Below are 16903 nucleotides of genomic sequence, written 5' to 3'. Positions count from 1 at the left end.
AAAGCACACTTCCGCCAAGATGGCGTGGACGTTTCGCGGTCATTGCGCCGGATGGTTCTGACGCGAGCCTTCGCTGAGCGTCGAAAGTGAACGGGGCAAACGATGGGTTGGATTCCGCGCTTCGCGTTCGTGTTATCGTGCGCATTCACCTTACTAGTTGAACTGCCTGCGCCCGCCGCGGTGTCGGACGACGTCGCGAAAAAGGCCACGGCGATCGACGAATCGCTGGCCAAGGTGGCCAAGCTCTATCGCGCGAAGAAGTACCGCGATGCGGCGAAGCTCTTCGCCGAGATGGAATCCTCGATCAGCAAGTTGGCGCTCGAGCTCTCTGACGAAGAGCGAACAGAACTTGCCGACCGACTCGCCGGTTGGCGGCGTCGGAGCGAAGCCGCCAAGCGATTGCTTGCGGACCAAAAGACCGGCGGCAACGCCAACACCGGCGTCAGCTTCACAATGGACGTAGCGCCTTTGCTGGTGGCGAATTGTGCGGCTTGCCACATCCGCGAATCACGCGGCGGACTGAGCCTGGCAAACTTCGAGGCGCTTTCCCGCGGCTCGGAGAACGGCACGGTGTTGTTCCCCGGCGACGGGATGGCCAGCAGGCTGTATGAAGTGCTCGATACCGGCGACATGCCGCGTGGCGGCAATCGCTTGCCGGACGAAGTTTTGGCGACAATTCGCACCTGGATTGACCAAGGCGCCAAGTTCGACGGGCCGGATCCCTCCGTGGCCATCGCGGAAATGGCCGCTCCGTCGGGAACGCCGAGTACGACACCTAGCATTGTGAAGCCAACTGGCACGGAAACCATCAGCTTCGGCAGCGATATCGCCGGCATTTTTGTCGAACATTGTTCGGAATGCCACGGCGGCAATAACCCGCGCGCGAATCTGAGTTTCGATACTTTCACGCGGATGTTGGCAGGCAGCGATACCGGCGCATTGTTCGCGCCCAGCAAGCCGATGGAGAGCTTGTTGGTCGGCAAGCTCAAGGGAACCGCCGGCGGAGCGCGGATGCCGATGGGGCGCGATCCGTTGCCGGATGCGACCATCGCGCTGGTCGAGAAATGGATCGCGGAAGGCGCCGCGTTCGATGGATCCGGCGCTGGCGTGCCCACGCGGCAGGTCTGGGAAGCGGCGCTATCCGCGAAACTCAGCGCCGACGAAATCTCCGCAAAGCGCGTCGAGCTGGCCGCCAAGAACTGGAAACTGGCGCTGCCGGACACAACACCGTCGACCGCCGACAGCAAGTCGTTCCACGTGATCGGCAATGCGTCGGAAGTCGTGCTCAAAGAAGTTGCCGCCACGGCGGAATCGCAGCACAACAAAATCGCGCAGGCCTTGCGGATTCCGCGCGGCAAGGAGTGGTTCAAAGGGCGCGTGACGGTCTTCGTCTTTCAGCGACGCGTCGATTACACCGAATTTGCGGAGATGGTGGAGCAACGTGGCGTGCCACAGGAAGTCACAGGGCATTGGCGCCACTCAGGACTTGATCCCTATTTCTGCCTGGTTTTGCCCGCCGAGATGGAAACCGAGAATGCGTTGCGCCCGCCGGTGGCAATTCAACTCGCGGGTCTCGGCGTGGCGGGGTTAGGCGAAATCCCGCCGTGGTTCGGGCATGGCATGGCCCGCGCGATCGCCGCGCGGGTCGAGGGCCGTGATCCCAGCGTGCGGGCCTGGGACGCGCAAGTCGTCGAAGCCGTGGCGGTCGTCCAGAACGTGGAGTTGTTCTTACGATCCGACGCCTCGTCCGGGCTGAATGCAACGGCGTCGTACGGCATCTGCAAAACGATTCTGGAGGACGGCCGGCGCTATGGGCGTTTGATCACGGCGCTGCGGGAGGGAACCTCGTTCAATGACGCCGTGACCAAGATCTACGGCGCTGATCCTCAGTCGCTCGTCGAACAATGGGCGGCCGATCAAGTAGCCAACCGATAGCGGTCCTTTTCTCTCTATCGCCCAGCGCTCAAACTGCGCAGTTTCCGGCGCTTCGCTCAACGACGTAGCTTCGTCCGACGCATCCCCAAACCTCCAGTTGTTTTGGGTAAAGCGGGCTGAGATTTCCGATTTCCCAGAATTTGGCGGATATTCCTACTGTAGCGATTCGGGGAGGTCGATTAACCCTCTGACAAAATTCCGTCTCCTCGTTGAGCAGAGCTACCGGTCATGGTTGTCCACCGTCCCCCGCGACTGGGAAAGCGCCCCTTGGAACACAGCATGGTACGTTGCGCGCTGATTTGGCTGGCTGTCGCGGTAACCTTGGCGGCGGCGCCGGCTGCCGGGCAATCCACAAGGGGACGCACCGTGAAGAAGGCGCCGCCGGGCAGGCCGCGGTTGGCGCGGACCATGCGGCAGGAGACTCCTACGCCGAGCGGACCGGAAGTGCCGCCAGGCACCGATCAGCCCTACGACGAGTTCGATCAGTCGGCGCCAATCGCCGATCCCGTCATGCCGTTCGATCAAGCGATGCCGGACGACATGCCGCCATCGACTGGCGGCGCAACCGCGCCGGCGGCCCCTCCGATGACGCTCCGTCAGCCGGAGCCCGAGGAGGAACTGTACGAGCCGTTCGCGCCCCAGGTGGCGATGGATGAATATGAGGCGGCGATGACGATGCCGCCGAACGATTTCTCGAAGGGCGCCATCTCGCAATACTCGGGGCCGCGCGACTGGTACGCGGACTTCAGCTTCGGTATGTACACCCGTTCGCGCACCGACCGCGTGAACTACGCGTTCAATACGGTCGCGTCGAGCGGTCAATTGTTCTTCGTGCCGATCTTCGGCACGGAGGACTTCGACTATTCGTTCGAAGCAGCCGGCCGCGCCACGATCGGTCGCGGCCTGTGGGTCGACGCCAAGCAACGCGACCATTCGTTGGAGTTCACCTACGTCGGGACGAACGACTGGAACGAAAACTGGGTGCTGGATCGCGCGGGCGGCACGCCGCTGGTCAGCGGCTTCGACGTCAACGGCCCGTCGACGCCCTTCGACCAAGCGGACCGCTACACCGTCGATACTACGTCGGACATGCAAAGCTTCGAACTTAACTACATGATCCGCCGCCGCCTGGAGCGCGACCGCCTGGTGTACGCGCCGACGGGCGTATGGCGGCGCGAAGCGTATCCCGGCTGGCGGCCGGCGCTGGGCTTTGGCGTGCGGTACGTTTCGTTTGACGACGCCTTCGTCTTTCACAGCGAGACCACGACCGGCGCCAACCGCGCCAACGGCGAATATCGCATCACCGATCGCAACAACATGGTCGGTGCGCAACTCAAAGGCGAATTGATGTACCAGACGTGGCGCTACTCGATGGGCGTTCGCGGCGGCGCCGCCGCCTGTGTCAACTCGCAAGAAGTACATGCGTTCCTGGCCGCCGAGACGACTTCCAACGCGGTGGCCGATATCTCGCCGCGTTCGCTGAGCATCAACGAGCAGGACGCGGGCGTGATCGGCGAGTTGGGCTTAATCATGAACTATCGCATGACCGACCGGCTGACGTTGCACGCGGGATACGACTTCTACTGGCTCGGCGGCATGTCGCTGGCGCCGGAGCAGATGACGTACAACACCAACGTGCCGGCGCATCTGATCAACTCCAGCTTCGTCCTCATTCAAGGCGGCACGCTGGGCTTCGAACTGAGCTGGTAGGCTTCGATGGGCCGCGAATCGATGCGATAATACGTCGTCGCGTGTGCGATGAAGCTCACACTACCCGGGGCGTGTTGTCACTGAGTGGTCTTGGCGGTTGAAGGCCACGTGGAGCCAATCGCCGAGCTTACCGGCCTTGTTCTTGGGGCGGAACTTCCAGTCAATCGACTCGAAGTTCAGTTTGAACGACTCTTCCGGGTCCGAACCGTCGTCGACTTCAACGCCGTGCTCGGCGATGTAGACGTTTTTCAACTCGCATTTCAGATAGACTTCCTTCTCGTCTTCGCGAGTGAAGGCGAAGTTCACCGCCGAGAGCAGGTGCCCCTCGCTGACGAAGGCATAGAGAAACATCGACGAGCGGTCGAAGATCTTCTTGAATTCCAGCTCGTTCACTTCGGCCCGATTCGTTTGGCGCGCGCGCCCTTTCTCGAACTTCGTGATTTCCAGCGTCACGTTCTGGCTGATGCTCTTAACGGGAATCCAACCGCGTTGCGGATCGTCCGCCCAGGAAGGAATCTCGGGGAATTGGACGAAGGAGGGCATGGAGGGAGAGGTAGTAGGTGAAGTAGGTAGTAGGTGAAGTAGGTAGTAGGTGAAGTAGGTAGTAGATGAAGTAGGTAGTAGGTGAAGTAGTTAGTAGGCGGAGTAGGCCGTGAATGCGAACTACTTCACCTACTAACTACTCCACCTACCTTCACCTACTTCCTCTACACGATCTCATACGCGAACTTGCCGTCCGTATCGACGTTCACTTTCACGCTGGCGATGGTCTTGCCTTCTGCCATGCGGGAGAGGAATTCGGATGACATTTCCGGCAGGAGCGTGTGGTTGATGATGTGGTCGATGTTGCGGGCGCCGGTTTCCACTTCGGTGCAGCGCGAGGCGATCGTCGTCACGACTTCCGGCGCATATTCGAAGGTGGCCTTGTAGTTCTCTTTCACCCGCCGGCTGACAAGGCCCAGCTTGAGCTTGATGATGTTCTTCAAGACTTCGTCGCCCAGCGGGAAATAGGGGACGACGTTGAGACGCCCCAAGAATGCCGGCTTGAAGACCTTGAGCAACTCCGGCTGCAGCGCGAGCTTCAGCGCCGCGGCGTCCGGGAACGTGTCCGGATCGGCGCAGAGCCGCATCACGGTGTCGCTGGCGGCATTTGAAGTCATCAAGATGACCGTGTTCTTGAAGTCGATGTCGCGCCCTTCGCCGTCGCGGAGCGTGCCCTTGTCGAACACCTGATAGAAGATTTCCTGCACGCCGGGGTGCGATTTTTCCAGCTCGTCCAGGAGCAGCACGCTGTATGGCCGACGTCGGACCGCTTCGGTGAGCACGCCGCCTTCGCCGTAACCGACGTAGCCCGGAGGCGAACCCATCAGCAGCGAGACTTTGTGCTCTTCCTTGAACTCCGACATGTTGATGACGGTCATGTTCTGTTCGCCGCCATAGAGCAAGTCGGACAATGCGATCGCCGTTTCTGTTTTTCCGACGCCGCTCGGGCCGACGAGCATGAACACGCCGATCGGGCGGCGCGGGTCGGTCATGCCGGCACGTGAGGTGCGAATCGCTTCGGCAATCGCTTCCAAGGCGTGGGATTGCCCGACGATCCGCTCTTCCAGCTTTTGCTTGAGATTCAACACGGTTTGAATCTCGTCGGACATCATTCGGCCGACCGGGACGCCGGTCCAACTGGAGACGACGTCGGCAATGGCCTGGCTGTCGACGCAAACTTGCATCAACGGTTCTTCGCCTTGGAGTTTTTCCAACTCTTCGGTGAGCCCATCCAGTTCCGCCCGCATCTTGACTCGCTGTTCGGGCGTGAGGGTGGTTTTCGGATCGACCGGTTCGCCGTTCGCGGGGCGTTTTTCCAACTGAGCGCGGATCTCGCGAATTTTGCCGACCAACTCCTTTTCTTTGGTCCAGCGTTCCTCGAGCGCGGTCAGCGACGCCTCAGAGGTTTTCTTCTCGTCGCGCAGTTCGGTCAGCCGATCGTCGTGGCCGCCGTCGGTTTCATTTTCGCGTTCGAGGATGTCGATCGTCGTCGCCAGCGCGGCGATACGGCGGATGTTGTCCTCGACCAGCGGCGGCGTCGCGCTCTGGCGAATCGCCACGCGGCTGCACGCGGTGTCGAGCAGGCTCACCGATTTATCCGGCAGTTGGCGGCCGGAGATGTAACGGTGGGACAGCTTGACCGCGTCAACCACGGCCGCGTCGAGCACGCGCACGTTGTAATGTTTTTCGAGCGCGTGGACGAAGCCGCGCATCATCTCGATCGCAGCAGCTTCGATCGGTTCTTCGACTTTGACGACTTGAAAGCGCCGCGCCAGTGCCGGGTCCTTTTCGAAGTATTTCTTGTATTCCGCCCAGGTCGTGGCGGCGATCGTGCGCAACTCGCCGCGGGCGAGCGCTGGCTTGAGCAGGTTGGCGGCGTCGTTCTGACCGGCGGCGCCACCAGCGCCGATCATTGTGTGCGCCTCGTCGATGAACAAGATGATCGGTTTCGGCGATTTCTTCACCTCGTCGATCACGCTCTTCAAGCGGTTTTCGAATTCACCCTTTACCCCGGCGCCGGCTTGTAACAGGCCGAGGTCGAGCGTCTTGAGCGCGACGCCTTTCAGCGGATCTGGCACGTCGCCGGCCGCGATGCGGAGGGCGAAGCCTTCGACGACGGCCGTTTTGCCGACCCCGGCCTCGCCGGTGAGGATCGGGTTGTTCTGGCGACGGCGGGTGAGGATGTCGATGATCTGGCGGATTTCCGGATCGCGCCCCAGCACCGGGTCGATCTTGCCGGCGCGGGCCTGCGCGGTGAGATCGGTCGTGAATTGATCCAGCGACGGCGTCTGCGAACTAGGCATCGGCGCGCCAGGCTGTCCGGGAGAAGCCGGCGCATCGCCAGAACCACCGGCAACCGCGGTTTGCTGTTCTTCGGCGCTTCCGGCGACCAGGGCGGGAAGGTCGTTTTCCAGTTGCGCGGCCGGAATCTTCGCCAGTTCGGGCACGAGCGTCCGTACGCGGCTCGACAGGGTCTTGTCGGTCAGGAGTGCCGTCAGCAAGGCTCCGGAGCGGATCTGGCCGGCGCCGTATTTCAGGCTTGCCAGCACCCAGGCTTCGCGCATCAGGTCGACGATCTCGGGCGACAGCTCCGGCGCCCGGGCGTTGCCGGTTTTGAGGCCGTCGAGGACCTTGGTCATCTCGCGGTTGAGCCGGGCGGGGTCGATTTCGTAATGGCGGAGAATGCGTGGGAGGTCGGTGTCTGCCGGTTCGAGCAACTTCATGAACCAGTGCTCGACTTCGACGTTGTAATTGGTCCGCGAAAGACACAGCCCCGCCGAGCTTTCGAGCGCCCGACGGCAGGTTTGGTTGAGCTTTCCAACCAGCGACTTGAGATTCAGCGAGGCCATGAGATGGGTTATCCGCTCGAGCGCAAAGGAACCGAAGAACCGCGAACACCGCGGCGCAGGGATAATATGATGCCTGCCCCCCGGCTGGGCAAGCGGCTGGGCGTTACCGGAGGAACTGGATTCGAAACGCGGGGCTGGGCGCTTTTTTGGCGGCCTTTGTTCCGATACGCATTGCACCTCGCGCGCGGGGTGCATTTACTTTGCGGCCCATGAATCGCGTGGGCCGCAAACTGGTGCGGCCCACGCTTTTCTGTGCGTGACGGCATTTCCGCCTGACTATTTGGTCGATGCGGCTGACGGCTCCTGATTCAAGAACGGCAGCACGTCCGTGTGGTGGCCGATCATCTTCCACTCCCCAGCTTCCTTGCGGAAAATGTTCGTGGCCCGGATCGACACCTGCAGCGGCTTGCCCTGGGCATCCAGATTGTGGCCTACCTCGCGACACTGCACGATCGACAGTTCGCTGCCAAGAATGACGTGCGTTTCTTCGGGCAGCACTTCTCCGCCGAGCTTCAAGGCGGCTTGCGACTCCCACACTTCGCCAATCTGCTCCCAGCCGACCAAGATTCCGCCGGTTGGTCCCATGTACGTCACGTCATCCGCATGCGACCAGACTTGGCTCATCGGCGTCGCATCGCCCGTAAACATCGCGTTCAGACTGGAGTAGAACTGGTGGTTCGCCTCTTTGACGTCCTGTTCGTCTGCGGCGGATTCAATGGGGCGGGCCGCCCAGCAAGGCAGTGACAACGTGAGCAACAGAGCGGCCGACAGAATCCATTTGGAAGTGTGCATGAAAGGTAACCTCGCGTAAGGAATGGGTGCGACGAAGGGCGCCGCGAGCCGCCGTTGCGGCGACTATGCGTCGTACGCCGTCCGGCAGGAATCTCCTGCTGAGCGGACAATTCAACGCCTGCGGCCGCTCAAGGGTAGCTCCCAATTCAGGCGATAGCCGTGCCGGAGGATCGCCTCATATCGACGTGATCGCACTGCACTGCATCCCGCTTGGACTCCCCCCGCTGCCGCGTCGCGCTGGTGGGGTCGAGTCCGTGGCGATGAGACTGCTGAGGCGTTTACTGCGATTGCACCACATCGTGGGTGCGGTAGATCGGCAGATGCCGGTAGTAGACTTCTAGCATGTAGATCGAGAGGCAGGTCACGTAGAGGCGGCCGCCTTCGCCGCGTTGGGTGTTCGCCCATCTGTCGGGGTGCTCGCCGTCGGGGTCCCAACTGCCGGTTTCGCGGCCCGAGCGGACTTGTTTGGCGGGCACTTCCTGGCGCATCACATTGTTCCATTCGTCCCAATACTTGCCTTCCATGTGATGCAGGGTCTGCGTGGCGTAGTACCAGTAATACACGTCGCGATCGTGGTAGTTGATGCGGTTGCGGAGCAGGTAGTCCGCGCCGGCGACGAGGCGCTCGTCGGTTTGCGGCCAGCCGAGATATTGCCGGCAGAGCAGCGCTTCGGCCGTCATGACGAGATCGGGATCGTGGCCTGGCTGATAGGCGTACTTCACGCCTCCCTCGCGTTCGGCCTTGTCGAGATAAGACGAGATCTTGCTGAGCGTGGGGCTCGGCACGTCGAGCCCGGCCATGAGCGCGCTTTGCAGGGCCATCACCGCCCAGCCGGTGACGGAGGTATCGCTGTCGCTGCGCGGGCGATAGCGCCAGCCGCCGAGTTCATGTTGCGCACCGACGAGGTAGTTAATCGCCCGCTGCGCCGGTTCTTTGAGCTCCGGGTCTTTGGTCATGCCGTAGAGTTCGCAGATGGCAATCGTGGCCTGCGAATGCGAGTAGAGCCAATCGTGCTCGCGCTCGCCTTGCCAGAAATTGCCTTCGTCGTCTTGCATGGCGACGAGGGCTTCCACGGCCTTGGTCATCACCTGTTTGTGTTCGCCAGTTTGATGCGTGTGGCCGTCCCCTTGGAAGGCGAGCATGGCCATGGCGGTGGCGGCGGCGATGCATTCGCCCTTGGCGCCGGCAGTGTAGGGACCGGTGAGGCTCCAGGTTCCGTCGGAGCGCTGTTGCCGCGCGAGCCAAGTGAGTCCGAGATCGACGGCGTCGGCCGTGAGCTTGGTGCCGCCGTATTTGCGCATCAGGCCTTCGCGCATGCCTTGGCTGCGGCCGCTCAGCGCCAAGCCGATTTGCGGCGACGTGAGTTGGCTGCTGACCGAATTCCCGTCCAGCGAGACATCTAGCTGCGGCGGCGCGGCGAAGGGATCGTCGACGGTTGCGTCATCGCCGGATAGTACGACTCCTTCCACGACCGGGCCGTCGCGGTCTTTGGACATCGACGGGTCGTCGAGCTGGCTGCCGAGTTGTTCCGACCAAACCACGTCGAGGTCGACCGGCGCCTGTTCGCGCGTGGCGTACCACGAAAGGCCGAGTAGAATGATCGCCACTAAGTGGACGACGGCGCTGATCAGCCAGGGAGGCGCGTTTTCGATCGCTTGTTCGCGCAGGTCCGGTTCGTGCTCGTTGGCCGAATCGTCTCCGGATTTGCGCGCGGGGCCACCCTGATCCCGCGTTTTGGCGGCGTTCGAACGCGGATTGTTCCCCGCAATGGCCATAGCCGTCCGCCTCGTTCCGTATGGGGCATCTTAACCCTGGAACTGCGGCCCGACAAGCAAAAGGCCGGACGTGGACAATGGTTATGACGATCGCAACGCAGATGACGGTCGGCCGGCAAATTGCCTGGAAACGGCGACGCGTTGGCAGCGAACGGAATGTCGTTCCGGTCTCTACGAGGCCCCTGCGAGTCCCGAAATTTCCAGCGCGCTCCCCTGGACTTGCGGGTAACAGCGGATAAACTTCAAGGCCCGGAGCGATTGGCTGTATGCCCGTCGTTTCCGGCGCCCAACTTGACGCGGGGTGGAGCAGCCCGGTAGCTCGCGAGGCTCATAACCTCGAGGTCGCAGGTTCGAATCCTGTCCCCGCCACTTGAATTTGCGGTAGTGAAATCCGCCTACCGCAGGGTTATACGCAAAGCCGACGTCGCGAGACGTCGGCTTTTTGCGTTGTAGGGCCAGTTGTGACAAGAGCTTGCGGCGTAAAGGCCGCAAGCATTGCGTCTCTGCCCTCGCTCGGCGAGACATCTACCGTCTGCGATCTTGGCGCAGAATTGGAACACTTTGGCGAAAACCCGCGGTTGATTCTAGCTCTCGTCTCTCCCTGGGTTGACGGACGGTTCGGTCCGCTTGGGCGCGAGCAACCGCTATGTCTACTTGAGCATCAGGCCGAGTGGGTTTTTGAAGAGCGCGTGGGAATCCGCTCGTGTCGCTTGTGCGGCCGGCCGTTCCTGCTTTTCGCGGAAGCCGCGCGCCGTACAACCGCGCTTCCTTCACCAGCCGGTTCGTCAGACTGCAATTCGTCGGCAAGCAGCACAGCAAGCTTTGGCCGCCGTAACCGTACGCCGACTGGCGAAGGCCCAGCCGGTCGTGACGGTTGTCAAGCTGGCGAAAGTCGGGGCGGTCATCGTTGCGAACAGCCCTTGCCACAATGCCCCAAAAACTGGGTGCACGTTCCACCGTGAGCCTCCTTGCTCGATGGCTTGAGAGTGATGTCCCAAGCATTCTGGCGGAGGCTCGCACCATTTATGCAGACCAGTCTTTAGCAACCCCAAAACGGCAAAAGTCGAATTTAGTGAAAGGGGACGAAATCGGCGATCACTCGAGCGGCAGGCGGTCCCAGACGGTCTGGTACGCGCCGATTTCCTCGAAATACGTGATCATCCGCGCGAAAAACGGGGCGCTGGAGAGCGTTGCGCTGTCGCCAATCACGATGAGTGTGCGCCGCGCCCGCGTGAGCGCCACGTTCATCCGGCGGACGTCCGAGAGGAAGCCGATCTCGCCGCGCGCGTTGGAACGCACCAGCGAAATCACCACCGCTTCCTTTTCGCGACCTTGAAAGCCGTCGACGCTGTCGATCTCCAGCCCCGGTACTTGGATCAAATTCCGCAGCAGCTTGCCTTGCGCGGAATAAGGGGCGATCACCGCGATATCCTGCGGCCGGACGCCAGACGCAAGCAGCGCGAGGACTTCGCTTCGCACTAGCTCCGCTTCCTGCGGATTGAGTTTGCTGTCGCCGTCGGGCTCGAGTTCTTCGTCGTAGCCGGCGCCGGCGGTGTCGATGAAATCGATCACGCGTTCCGTGAGCGGCGTCGATTGAACGTCTGGCAGGTCGCAGAGCCGGTGACTTACCACCGACTCGTGCGCCACGAGCGTATCGTCGTAAAACTCCCGCGAGGAGAACTCCATGATCTGGGCGTGCATGCGGTACTGCACTTCCAAGCGGCGCGAAACGGTCTCGCCGTACATCGCTACGATGCGTTCGAAGAGGCTGACGCCGAATCCCTCCTCGGCCGCTTGCGGGCTGAGAATCGTCGGCGGCAACTGGCGATGATCGCCGGCCAGCACGATGCGCTCCGCGCGCAGAATCGGAATCCAGCAGCCAGGCTCAGTGCTTTGGCAAGCTTCGTCGATGACCACGAGGTCGAAGCGACGATTGCCGAGCAACTCCGCGTCCAGGCCCGTCGTCGTGGCGCAAAGCACGTCGGCCGTATCGAGAATATGTCGCACCGCTTGGGCTTCCAGTCGCCGCGCGTCCGCGAGCAAGCTGCGGGCTTCCTCGCGGATACCGCGCTTCTCGCCGCGCTGCGGTTTCGAGCGGCGATGATGATCGGCCTTGCGAAACATCGCCACGGCGTCTTTAACGAGCCGCCGCGCGACTTTGACGTCCGGATGCTCTTCGACCATCAGGTCTAACGTGTGGGCACGCAACTCGGGCAATACCCGCGCGGGATGACCCAAACGAACCGCCAGTTCGTCGCAGGCCAGCAGGCGTTGAAACAAATTGTCGACGCCCATGTTGCTCGGCGCGCAGGCCAGCACTTTCTGTCCGGCGCGGATCGCGTGGCGGATGACTTCCACGATGGTTGTCGTCTTGCCGGTGCCGGGTGGACCATGTATCAGCGCCAAGTCCCGCGCCGAGACGGCCAGTCGCACCGCATCGCGTTGCGTTGCGTTGAGGTTTTCATCCAGCGTCGGCAGTGCGCGGAACGGCGAAAAACTCGGCGGCTTTTCACCGAGTAGAATCGCGCGGAGCGCCGCGGTGCGATTCCCGGCGGCCATCGCCGCTTGTTGGAGCGCCGCGCGCTGCCGGTGCATGGCGATCTCGTCGAACGCCAGATCGAGTCGCCAAGTGGCGTGATCTTCCAGATCGTCCGGCATGGAACTGAGCGCAACTTGCACCTGGTCCGGCCGGCGCTCGCTGATCACGCCGCGATACCCGCCGCCCGTCGTTTTCGCGCCTGGGGACAATATGACGGGGCTGCCCACGTCGAGTCGCGTCCAAGGCAGCGGTGAGCGGCGGCGCTTCACCAATCGCACGAGGTAGCGCCCGCCCAGTCCAGCGTCCTCATCGGCGATCACCAAATCGACGAGGCTATTGCCGCTTTCTTCGGCCTCGGCAGGAGTCAGGCGGCGGCTGCGCTCCAAAATCCGCGCCGCCTCGGCATCGCTCTCCAACTCCAACAGCCGACGCAACCTGGAAAAATGGTCTTCGGCCATGGGGAGGAGTTAGCCCGCGAAACACGCGAAACACACGAAAGTGGAAGGGGAAATGTTTAGTTTGTCGTCTGTTAAAAGGCGTTTTTGAGCATTCGTCAACTTCAGCCGATGTCGGTGGCTACGGGGCGTCGTTACTTCAACGACCAAGGATTTCCCAAACATTGATTCGCCCACGCCACTCTCCTCTTCTGCGTGTTTCGCGGGCAATCATTCACCTGCGCGGTGCTCCGGAAAATCCTTCTCGTAGCGTTCCAGCAACTTTGGCACGTCGGCGTCGACTACATAGAGCTTGCCGCGGATTTCTTTACGTTCGCCCGGTGGCAGGCCGCCCAGGCGAAAATCTGCGTGGACGCAAACGATCACGCCTTGGAACAATTCCTGATACGGCTCGAAGGACGTGGCCATAATCGTCTTGCCGTCGGCCGAGTAGCAACCGATCAGGCCGTTCGAGGGAACGACATCGCTCAACGGGCGCGGGTTCACGTCGTCGCGTGGTACCTTGCGCGGACACCAGACCTGGCCGGGGATATAGCGCGCCTTCGCGGCCCAAGGCTCGAACGGAAATCGCGTCAACTGGCCGTCGACGAACACAAAGCAGTTGGGCAAATAGTCCTCTTGCCTGCGTCCGGTAAAACGATCGACCCGAATGCACGGCTGCGCCCAATGCACTTCGGAGCGCCGATCCGTCGGGTTGTGCGCCCGCAGCCGGAAATCAATCTCATCGCCGTTGGCGGTGATGCGATGTTCGACCGTCACGCCGTCGGAGATCGTACAGCGCAGGTCGATGGTTTGCTGATCGTCGGAGGCCGCGATCAATTCCGTACGATGCGGCACGACCGTCGCGTTCCAATCGCGATCGGTGGAGCCGGCGCGGCAGTATGCTTCGAGGTACAGAATCTTGATCTCATCGCCGGGCAGGTCCTCGCCGTGGATCGTGAGATAATTGTCCGCCCACGCGATGCGAAGGCCGCCTGCTTCCGCCGCGTGAAGCTGTGCCGGGGGCTTGATCGCCCCCCACAGCGCCAGCAGCACGAGCGCGCCGCGAAGTGTGCCGATGGATCTCTTGCCTGGGATGGTCATCGGTTACTTCGGCGCGATCGTGCAGACGATGCGTTTGCCTTGCTCGGAAGGGTGCGTCTCGACCTTGCCGACGTCTTCCAACGACTTGATGAACTGGTCGACGACGCGCCGGCCTTCTTCCTTGTGCGCGAGCTCGCGGCCGCGGAACACCACCGACAGGATCACCTTGTCTTTGTGTTCCAGGAACTCCCGGGCATGCTTGACCTTGGTCTCGATGTCGTGTTCGCCGGTCTTGGGGCGAACGCGAATTTCCTTCATCTTGACCTGGTGCCCGTGGCTCTTGTGTTCCCGCTTTTTCTTCTGGTATTTGAATTTGCCGAAATCCATGATGCGGCAAACGGGCGGGCGCTCGTTCGGCGCCACTTCGACGAGGTCCAAGCCGGCTTCGCGCGCCGCATTGAGAGCCTGATCGGTCGGCATGACCCCTAATAATTCTCCGGTATCCGAAACGACGCGAACGGGCGAAATACGAATCTGCTCGTTCACGCGCTGCTGCTGAGCTCGTTCGATGGCAAAACTCCTTGTGATGGGAAGGGGACAGGAAGTAGGAAGTAGGAAGTAGGAAGTAGGAAGTAGGAAGTGGGTGGAGTAGGGAGTAGGTGAAGTAGGCGGAGTAGTGCCGGCCCTTCACTTTGTCATCTTGATGCGTCCGGAACGGGGAGTCAACGAACTCCGTTCACATCCCCGCTGAAAACTGAACACTGAAAACTTCAGACTCAATACTCATTCGCCTTGCCGTCGTCGGTGATGGCCGCCGCCACGGTGGGCGCGGCAACCTGGCGAATCGTCTTCTCGCGCACTTCGGTCAGCAAGCGTTCGATCGCGGCGTCGATTTTCATTGCGCCCAGGTCGCCGTCGATCCGATCGCGGACGGCGACTTCGCCGTTCTCCGCTTCGCGGCCGCCGACGACCAACATGTATGGGATGTGCTGCAACTGGGCGTCGCGAATCTTCGCGCCGATCTTTTCTGGTCGGTAGTCGCCGGTCACGCGGAGGCCGGCCGCGCGAAGCTTGCACTCCAAGTCGCGGGCGTAGTCCTCGAACTTCTGGCTGACGACCAGCACGCGGACTTGTTCCGGCGCGAGCCAGAGCGGGAACACGCCAGCGAAGTGTTCAATCAACACGCCGACGAAGCGCTCCAGGGAGCCGAACGGGGCGCGGTGGATCATCACCGGACGGTGCGCCGTGTTGTCCGAGCCGATATATTCCAGCGCGAAGCGCTCGGCGCTCGGCAGGTTGTAGTCGAGTTGCACGGTACCAAGCTGCCACTCGCGGCCGATGCAGTCGGCGACGACGAAGTCGACCTTCGGCCCATAGAACGCCGCGTCGCCGCGTTCGATTGACATGCCGGGCAGGTCGAGCCCTCCGCAGACCTTGAGGATCGCGTTCTCGGCCCGTTCCCAAGCCTCGGCGCTGCCGACATATTTGTCGCTGTCCGGATCGCGGAAGCCGAGCCGCACGCGGTACTGGTTCATGCCCAGCGCTTGCAACACGGTGCGGGTCATCTCGATGCAACTACGGAACTCGCCGGCGACTTGCTCTTCGGTGCAGAAGATGTGCGCGTCGTCTTGCGTGAAACCGCGCACGCGGGTCATGCCGTTCAGCTCGCCCGATTGCTCGTAGCGGTAGACGGTGCCGAACTCCGCCAGGCGGACCGGCAGGTCGCGATAGCTGCGCGGCTTCGCTTTGTAGATCATGATGTGATGAGGGCAATTCATCGGCTTGAGCAGATAACGCTCGCCCTCTTCCATCTCGATCGGCTTGAACTGGCTGTCCGAGTAGTACGGGAAATGGCCGGAAATCTGGTACAATTCCACGCGGCCAATGTTCGGCGTGTAGACGGTTTCGTAGCCGCGCTTGAGCAACTCCTCGCGAACGAATTTTTCCAACTCGCCGCGAATGATCGCGCCTTTCGGCAGCCAGAGGATCAGCCCGGAGCCGACCAACGGGTTGATCGTGAACAGTTCGAGTTGCTTGCCCAGCACACGGTGATCGCGGCGCTTGGCTTCTTCCAAGTGTACGAGCCGCGCTTCCAACTCTTGTTTGGAGAAGAACGCCGTGGCGTAAAGCCGTTGCAACTGCTGCCGCGTCGAGTCCCCTTTCCAGTAGGCGCCGGCCACTGAGAGCAACTTGAACGCGCCGATCGCGCCGGCGCTCGGGATATGGCGTCCGCGGCAGAGATCGAGGAACTCGCCTTGCCGGTAGAACGACAGCCGCTGTTCTTCGGCGAGCCCCGTTTCGATGTGTTCGACCTTGAGCGCCTGCTTCAACTCGCGACACATCGACATCGCTTCGCCGCGCGGCACGTCGATTCGTTCGAACGGCTCGTCTTCCTTGATGAGCTTCGCCATCTCGGCTTCGATCGCCGGGAAGTCGGCCTCGCTCAGTTTGTGCGGCAGATCGAAGTCGTAGTAAAAGCCGTTTTCAATGGTCGGCCCGAAGGCCAACTGCACGCCGTCGTAGAGCCGCATCACGGCCCGGGCCATCACATGCGCGCAGGAATGGCGCATGATCGCCAGGGCTTCGGGGTCTTTCTTGGTCAGCAGCCGGAGCGTGTGTTCGCCGTCGCCGGGAAACGGAGTCACGCTGTCCACGGTGGCGCCGTCTACCACCGCCGCGAGTGTCGCCTTGGCCAGACCGGGGCCGATTTCCGCCGCAACATCAATCGGGCGCACGTGACGCGCGTACTCGCGGACGCTCCCGTCCGGCAGCTTGATCTTCACCATGTCGGTCTAGCAAAACTCCCTGGAGCGGCCCTGCGAGCAGGCGTGGGCAGGGCCAGCGCACGGAATACCGCAGAATGCACGCAAAGTATAGATTTTAATGGGTTTCCGGCAAGTGGAGGCGGGCAGCGGGCAATCGAAGCAGCCGTCCACGTCGAAGCCCAGGGATGGCCCTCAAAACCGTCGGCGGCAGCCAAGCTGCGGGAGGCCTTCCCTGGGCTTATTTGCGCAATGCGCGGAAAATTCCCCGCAGTCGCCGCAGCCCCCGAAAATGAAAAAGCTCCCCCAGGTTCCTTGAATTACGAGCTATGGTTGGTATGTTTTGCGGCAGGACCGCAACAGGTGACCAGTCCTATTCCATGGGGAGCAAGAGAGTTATGACAAATTTGCTGAGCAAGAAATGGTTGCTTGGCGCGGTGGTAGCCGTCCTGAGTTGGGCGAACGCCGCGGCCGACGTCAACGCCGGATGGTGGCATCGCCACTCCGGGTCCTCGGGCGG

General features: G+C 61.8%; 10 protein-coding genes and 1 tRNA gene. 3 read left to right on the top strand and 8 right to left on the bottom strand.

What is annotated here, in order from left to right; translation table 11 throughout:
• Positions 1-180 precede the first annotated feature (180 nt).
• Both SGJ19_11050 and SGJ19_11045 read left to right on the top strand, forming a co-directional pair.
• Positions 181-1935: a c-type cytochrome domain-containing protein gene (locus tag SGJ19_11050; protein ID MDZ4780781.1), complete on the top strand. Its 1755-nt coding sequence runs from the start codon at positions 181-183 to the stop codon at positions 1933-1935.
• A gap of 279 nt (positions 1936-2214) precedes the next feature.
• Positions 2215-3645 (top strand): hypothetical protein, encoded by a 1431-nt coding sequence (locus tag SGJ19_11045; GenBank protein MDZ4780780.1) that lies wholly within the window; start codon positions 2215-2217, stop codon positions 3643-3645.
• A 60-nt stretch (positions 3646-3705) separates the two neighbouring features.
• On the opposite strand, the gene SGJ19_11040 is transcribed toward SGJ19_11045, so the two are convergent.
• From SGJ19_11040 to SGJ19_11025, 4 genes are all read right to left on the bottom strand, one after another.
• Positions 3706-4188: a type VI secretion system tube protein Hcp gene (locus SGJ19_11040; GenBank protein MDZ4780779.1), complete on the bottom strand. Its 483-nt coding sequence runs from the start codon at positions 4186-4188 to the stop codon at positions 3706-3708.
• Between the two features lie 164 nt (positions 4189-4352).
• Positions 4353-7037 carry a type VI secretion system ATPase TssH gene (gene tssH / locus SGJ19_11035; GenBank protein ID MDZ4780778.1) on the bottom strand — a complete coding sequence of 895 codons (2685 nt, stop codon included), beginning with the start codon at positions 7035-7037 and terminating at the stop codon, positions 4353-4355.
• Between the two features lie 276 nt (positions 7038-7313).
• Entirely contained in the window at positions 7314-7829 is a 516-nt protein-coding gene (locus SGJ19_11030) for a nuclear transport factor 2 family protein (GenBank protein MDZ4780777.1), read from the bottom strand.
• A gap of 278 nt (positions 7830-8107) precedes the next feature.
• Positions 8108-9604, bottom strand: coding sequence for a prenyltransferase/squalene oxidase repeat-containing protein (locus SGJ19_11025; GenBank protein ID MDZ4780776.1), 1497 nt, complete (start codon positions 9602-9604; stop codon positions 8108-8110).
• 295 nt (positions 9605-9899) lie between these two features.
• Here SGJ19_11025 and SGJ19_11020 point away from each other — a divergent pair.
• Positions 9900-9973, top strand: a tRNA-Met gene (locus SGJ19_11020).
• Positions 9974-10699: 726 nt separating this feature from the next.
• Here SGJ19_11020 and SGJ19_11015 read toward each other — a convergent pair.
• The 4 genes from SGJ19_11015 to thrS form a co-directional block, all read right to left on the bottom strand.
• Positions 10700-12601 carry an AAA domain-containing protein gene (locus SGJ19_11015; protein ID MDZ4780775.1) on the bottom strand — a complete coding sequence of 634 codons (1902 nt, stop codon included), beginning with the start codon at positions 12599-12601 and terminating at the stop codon, positions 10700-10702.
• Positions 12602-12808: 207 nt separating this feature from the next.
• Positions 12809-13681 carry a hypothetical protein gene (locus tag SGJ19_11010; GenBank protein MDZ4780774.1) on the bottom strand — a complete coding sequence of 291 codons (873 nt, stop codon included), beginning with the start codon at positions 13679-13681 and terminating at the stop codon, positions 12809-12811.
• A 3-nt stretch (positions 13682-13684) separates the two neighbouring features.
• Positions 13685-14209 (bottom strand): translation initiation factor IF-3, encoded by a 525-nt coding sequence (infC, locus tag SGJ19_11005; protein ID MDZ4780773.1) that lies wholly within the window; start codon positions 14207-14209, stop codon positions 13685-13687.
• A 188-nt stretch (positions 14210-14397) separates the two neighbouring features.
• Positions 14398-16407 (bottom strand): threonine--tRNA ligase, encoded by a 2010-nt coding sequence (thrS, locus tag SGJ19_11000; protein MDZ4780772.1) that lies wholly within the window; start codon positions 16405-16407, stop codon positions 14398-14400.
• Between the last annotated feature and the right edge of the window lie 496 nt (positions 16408-16903).

The organism is Planctomycetia bacterium (genome assembly GCA_034440135.1).
Taxonomy (GTDB): domain Bacteria; phylum Planctomycetota; class Planctomycetia; order Pirellulales; family JALHLM01; genus JALHLM01.
This window is presented reverse-complemented; position numbering and strand designations above follow the sequence as displayed.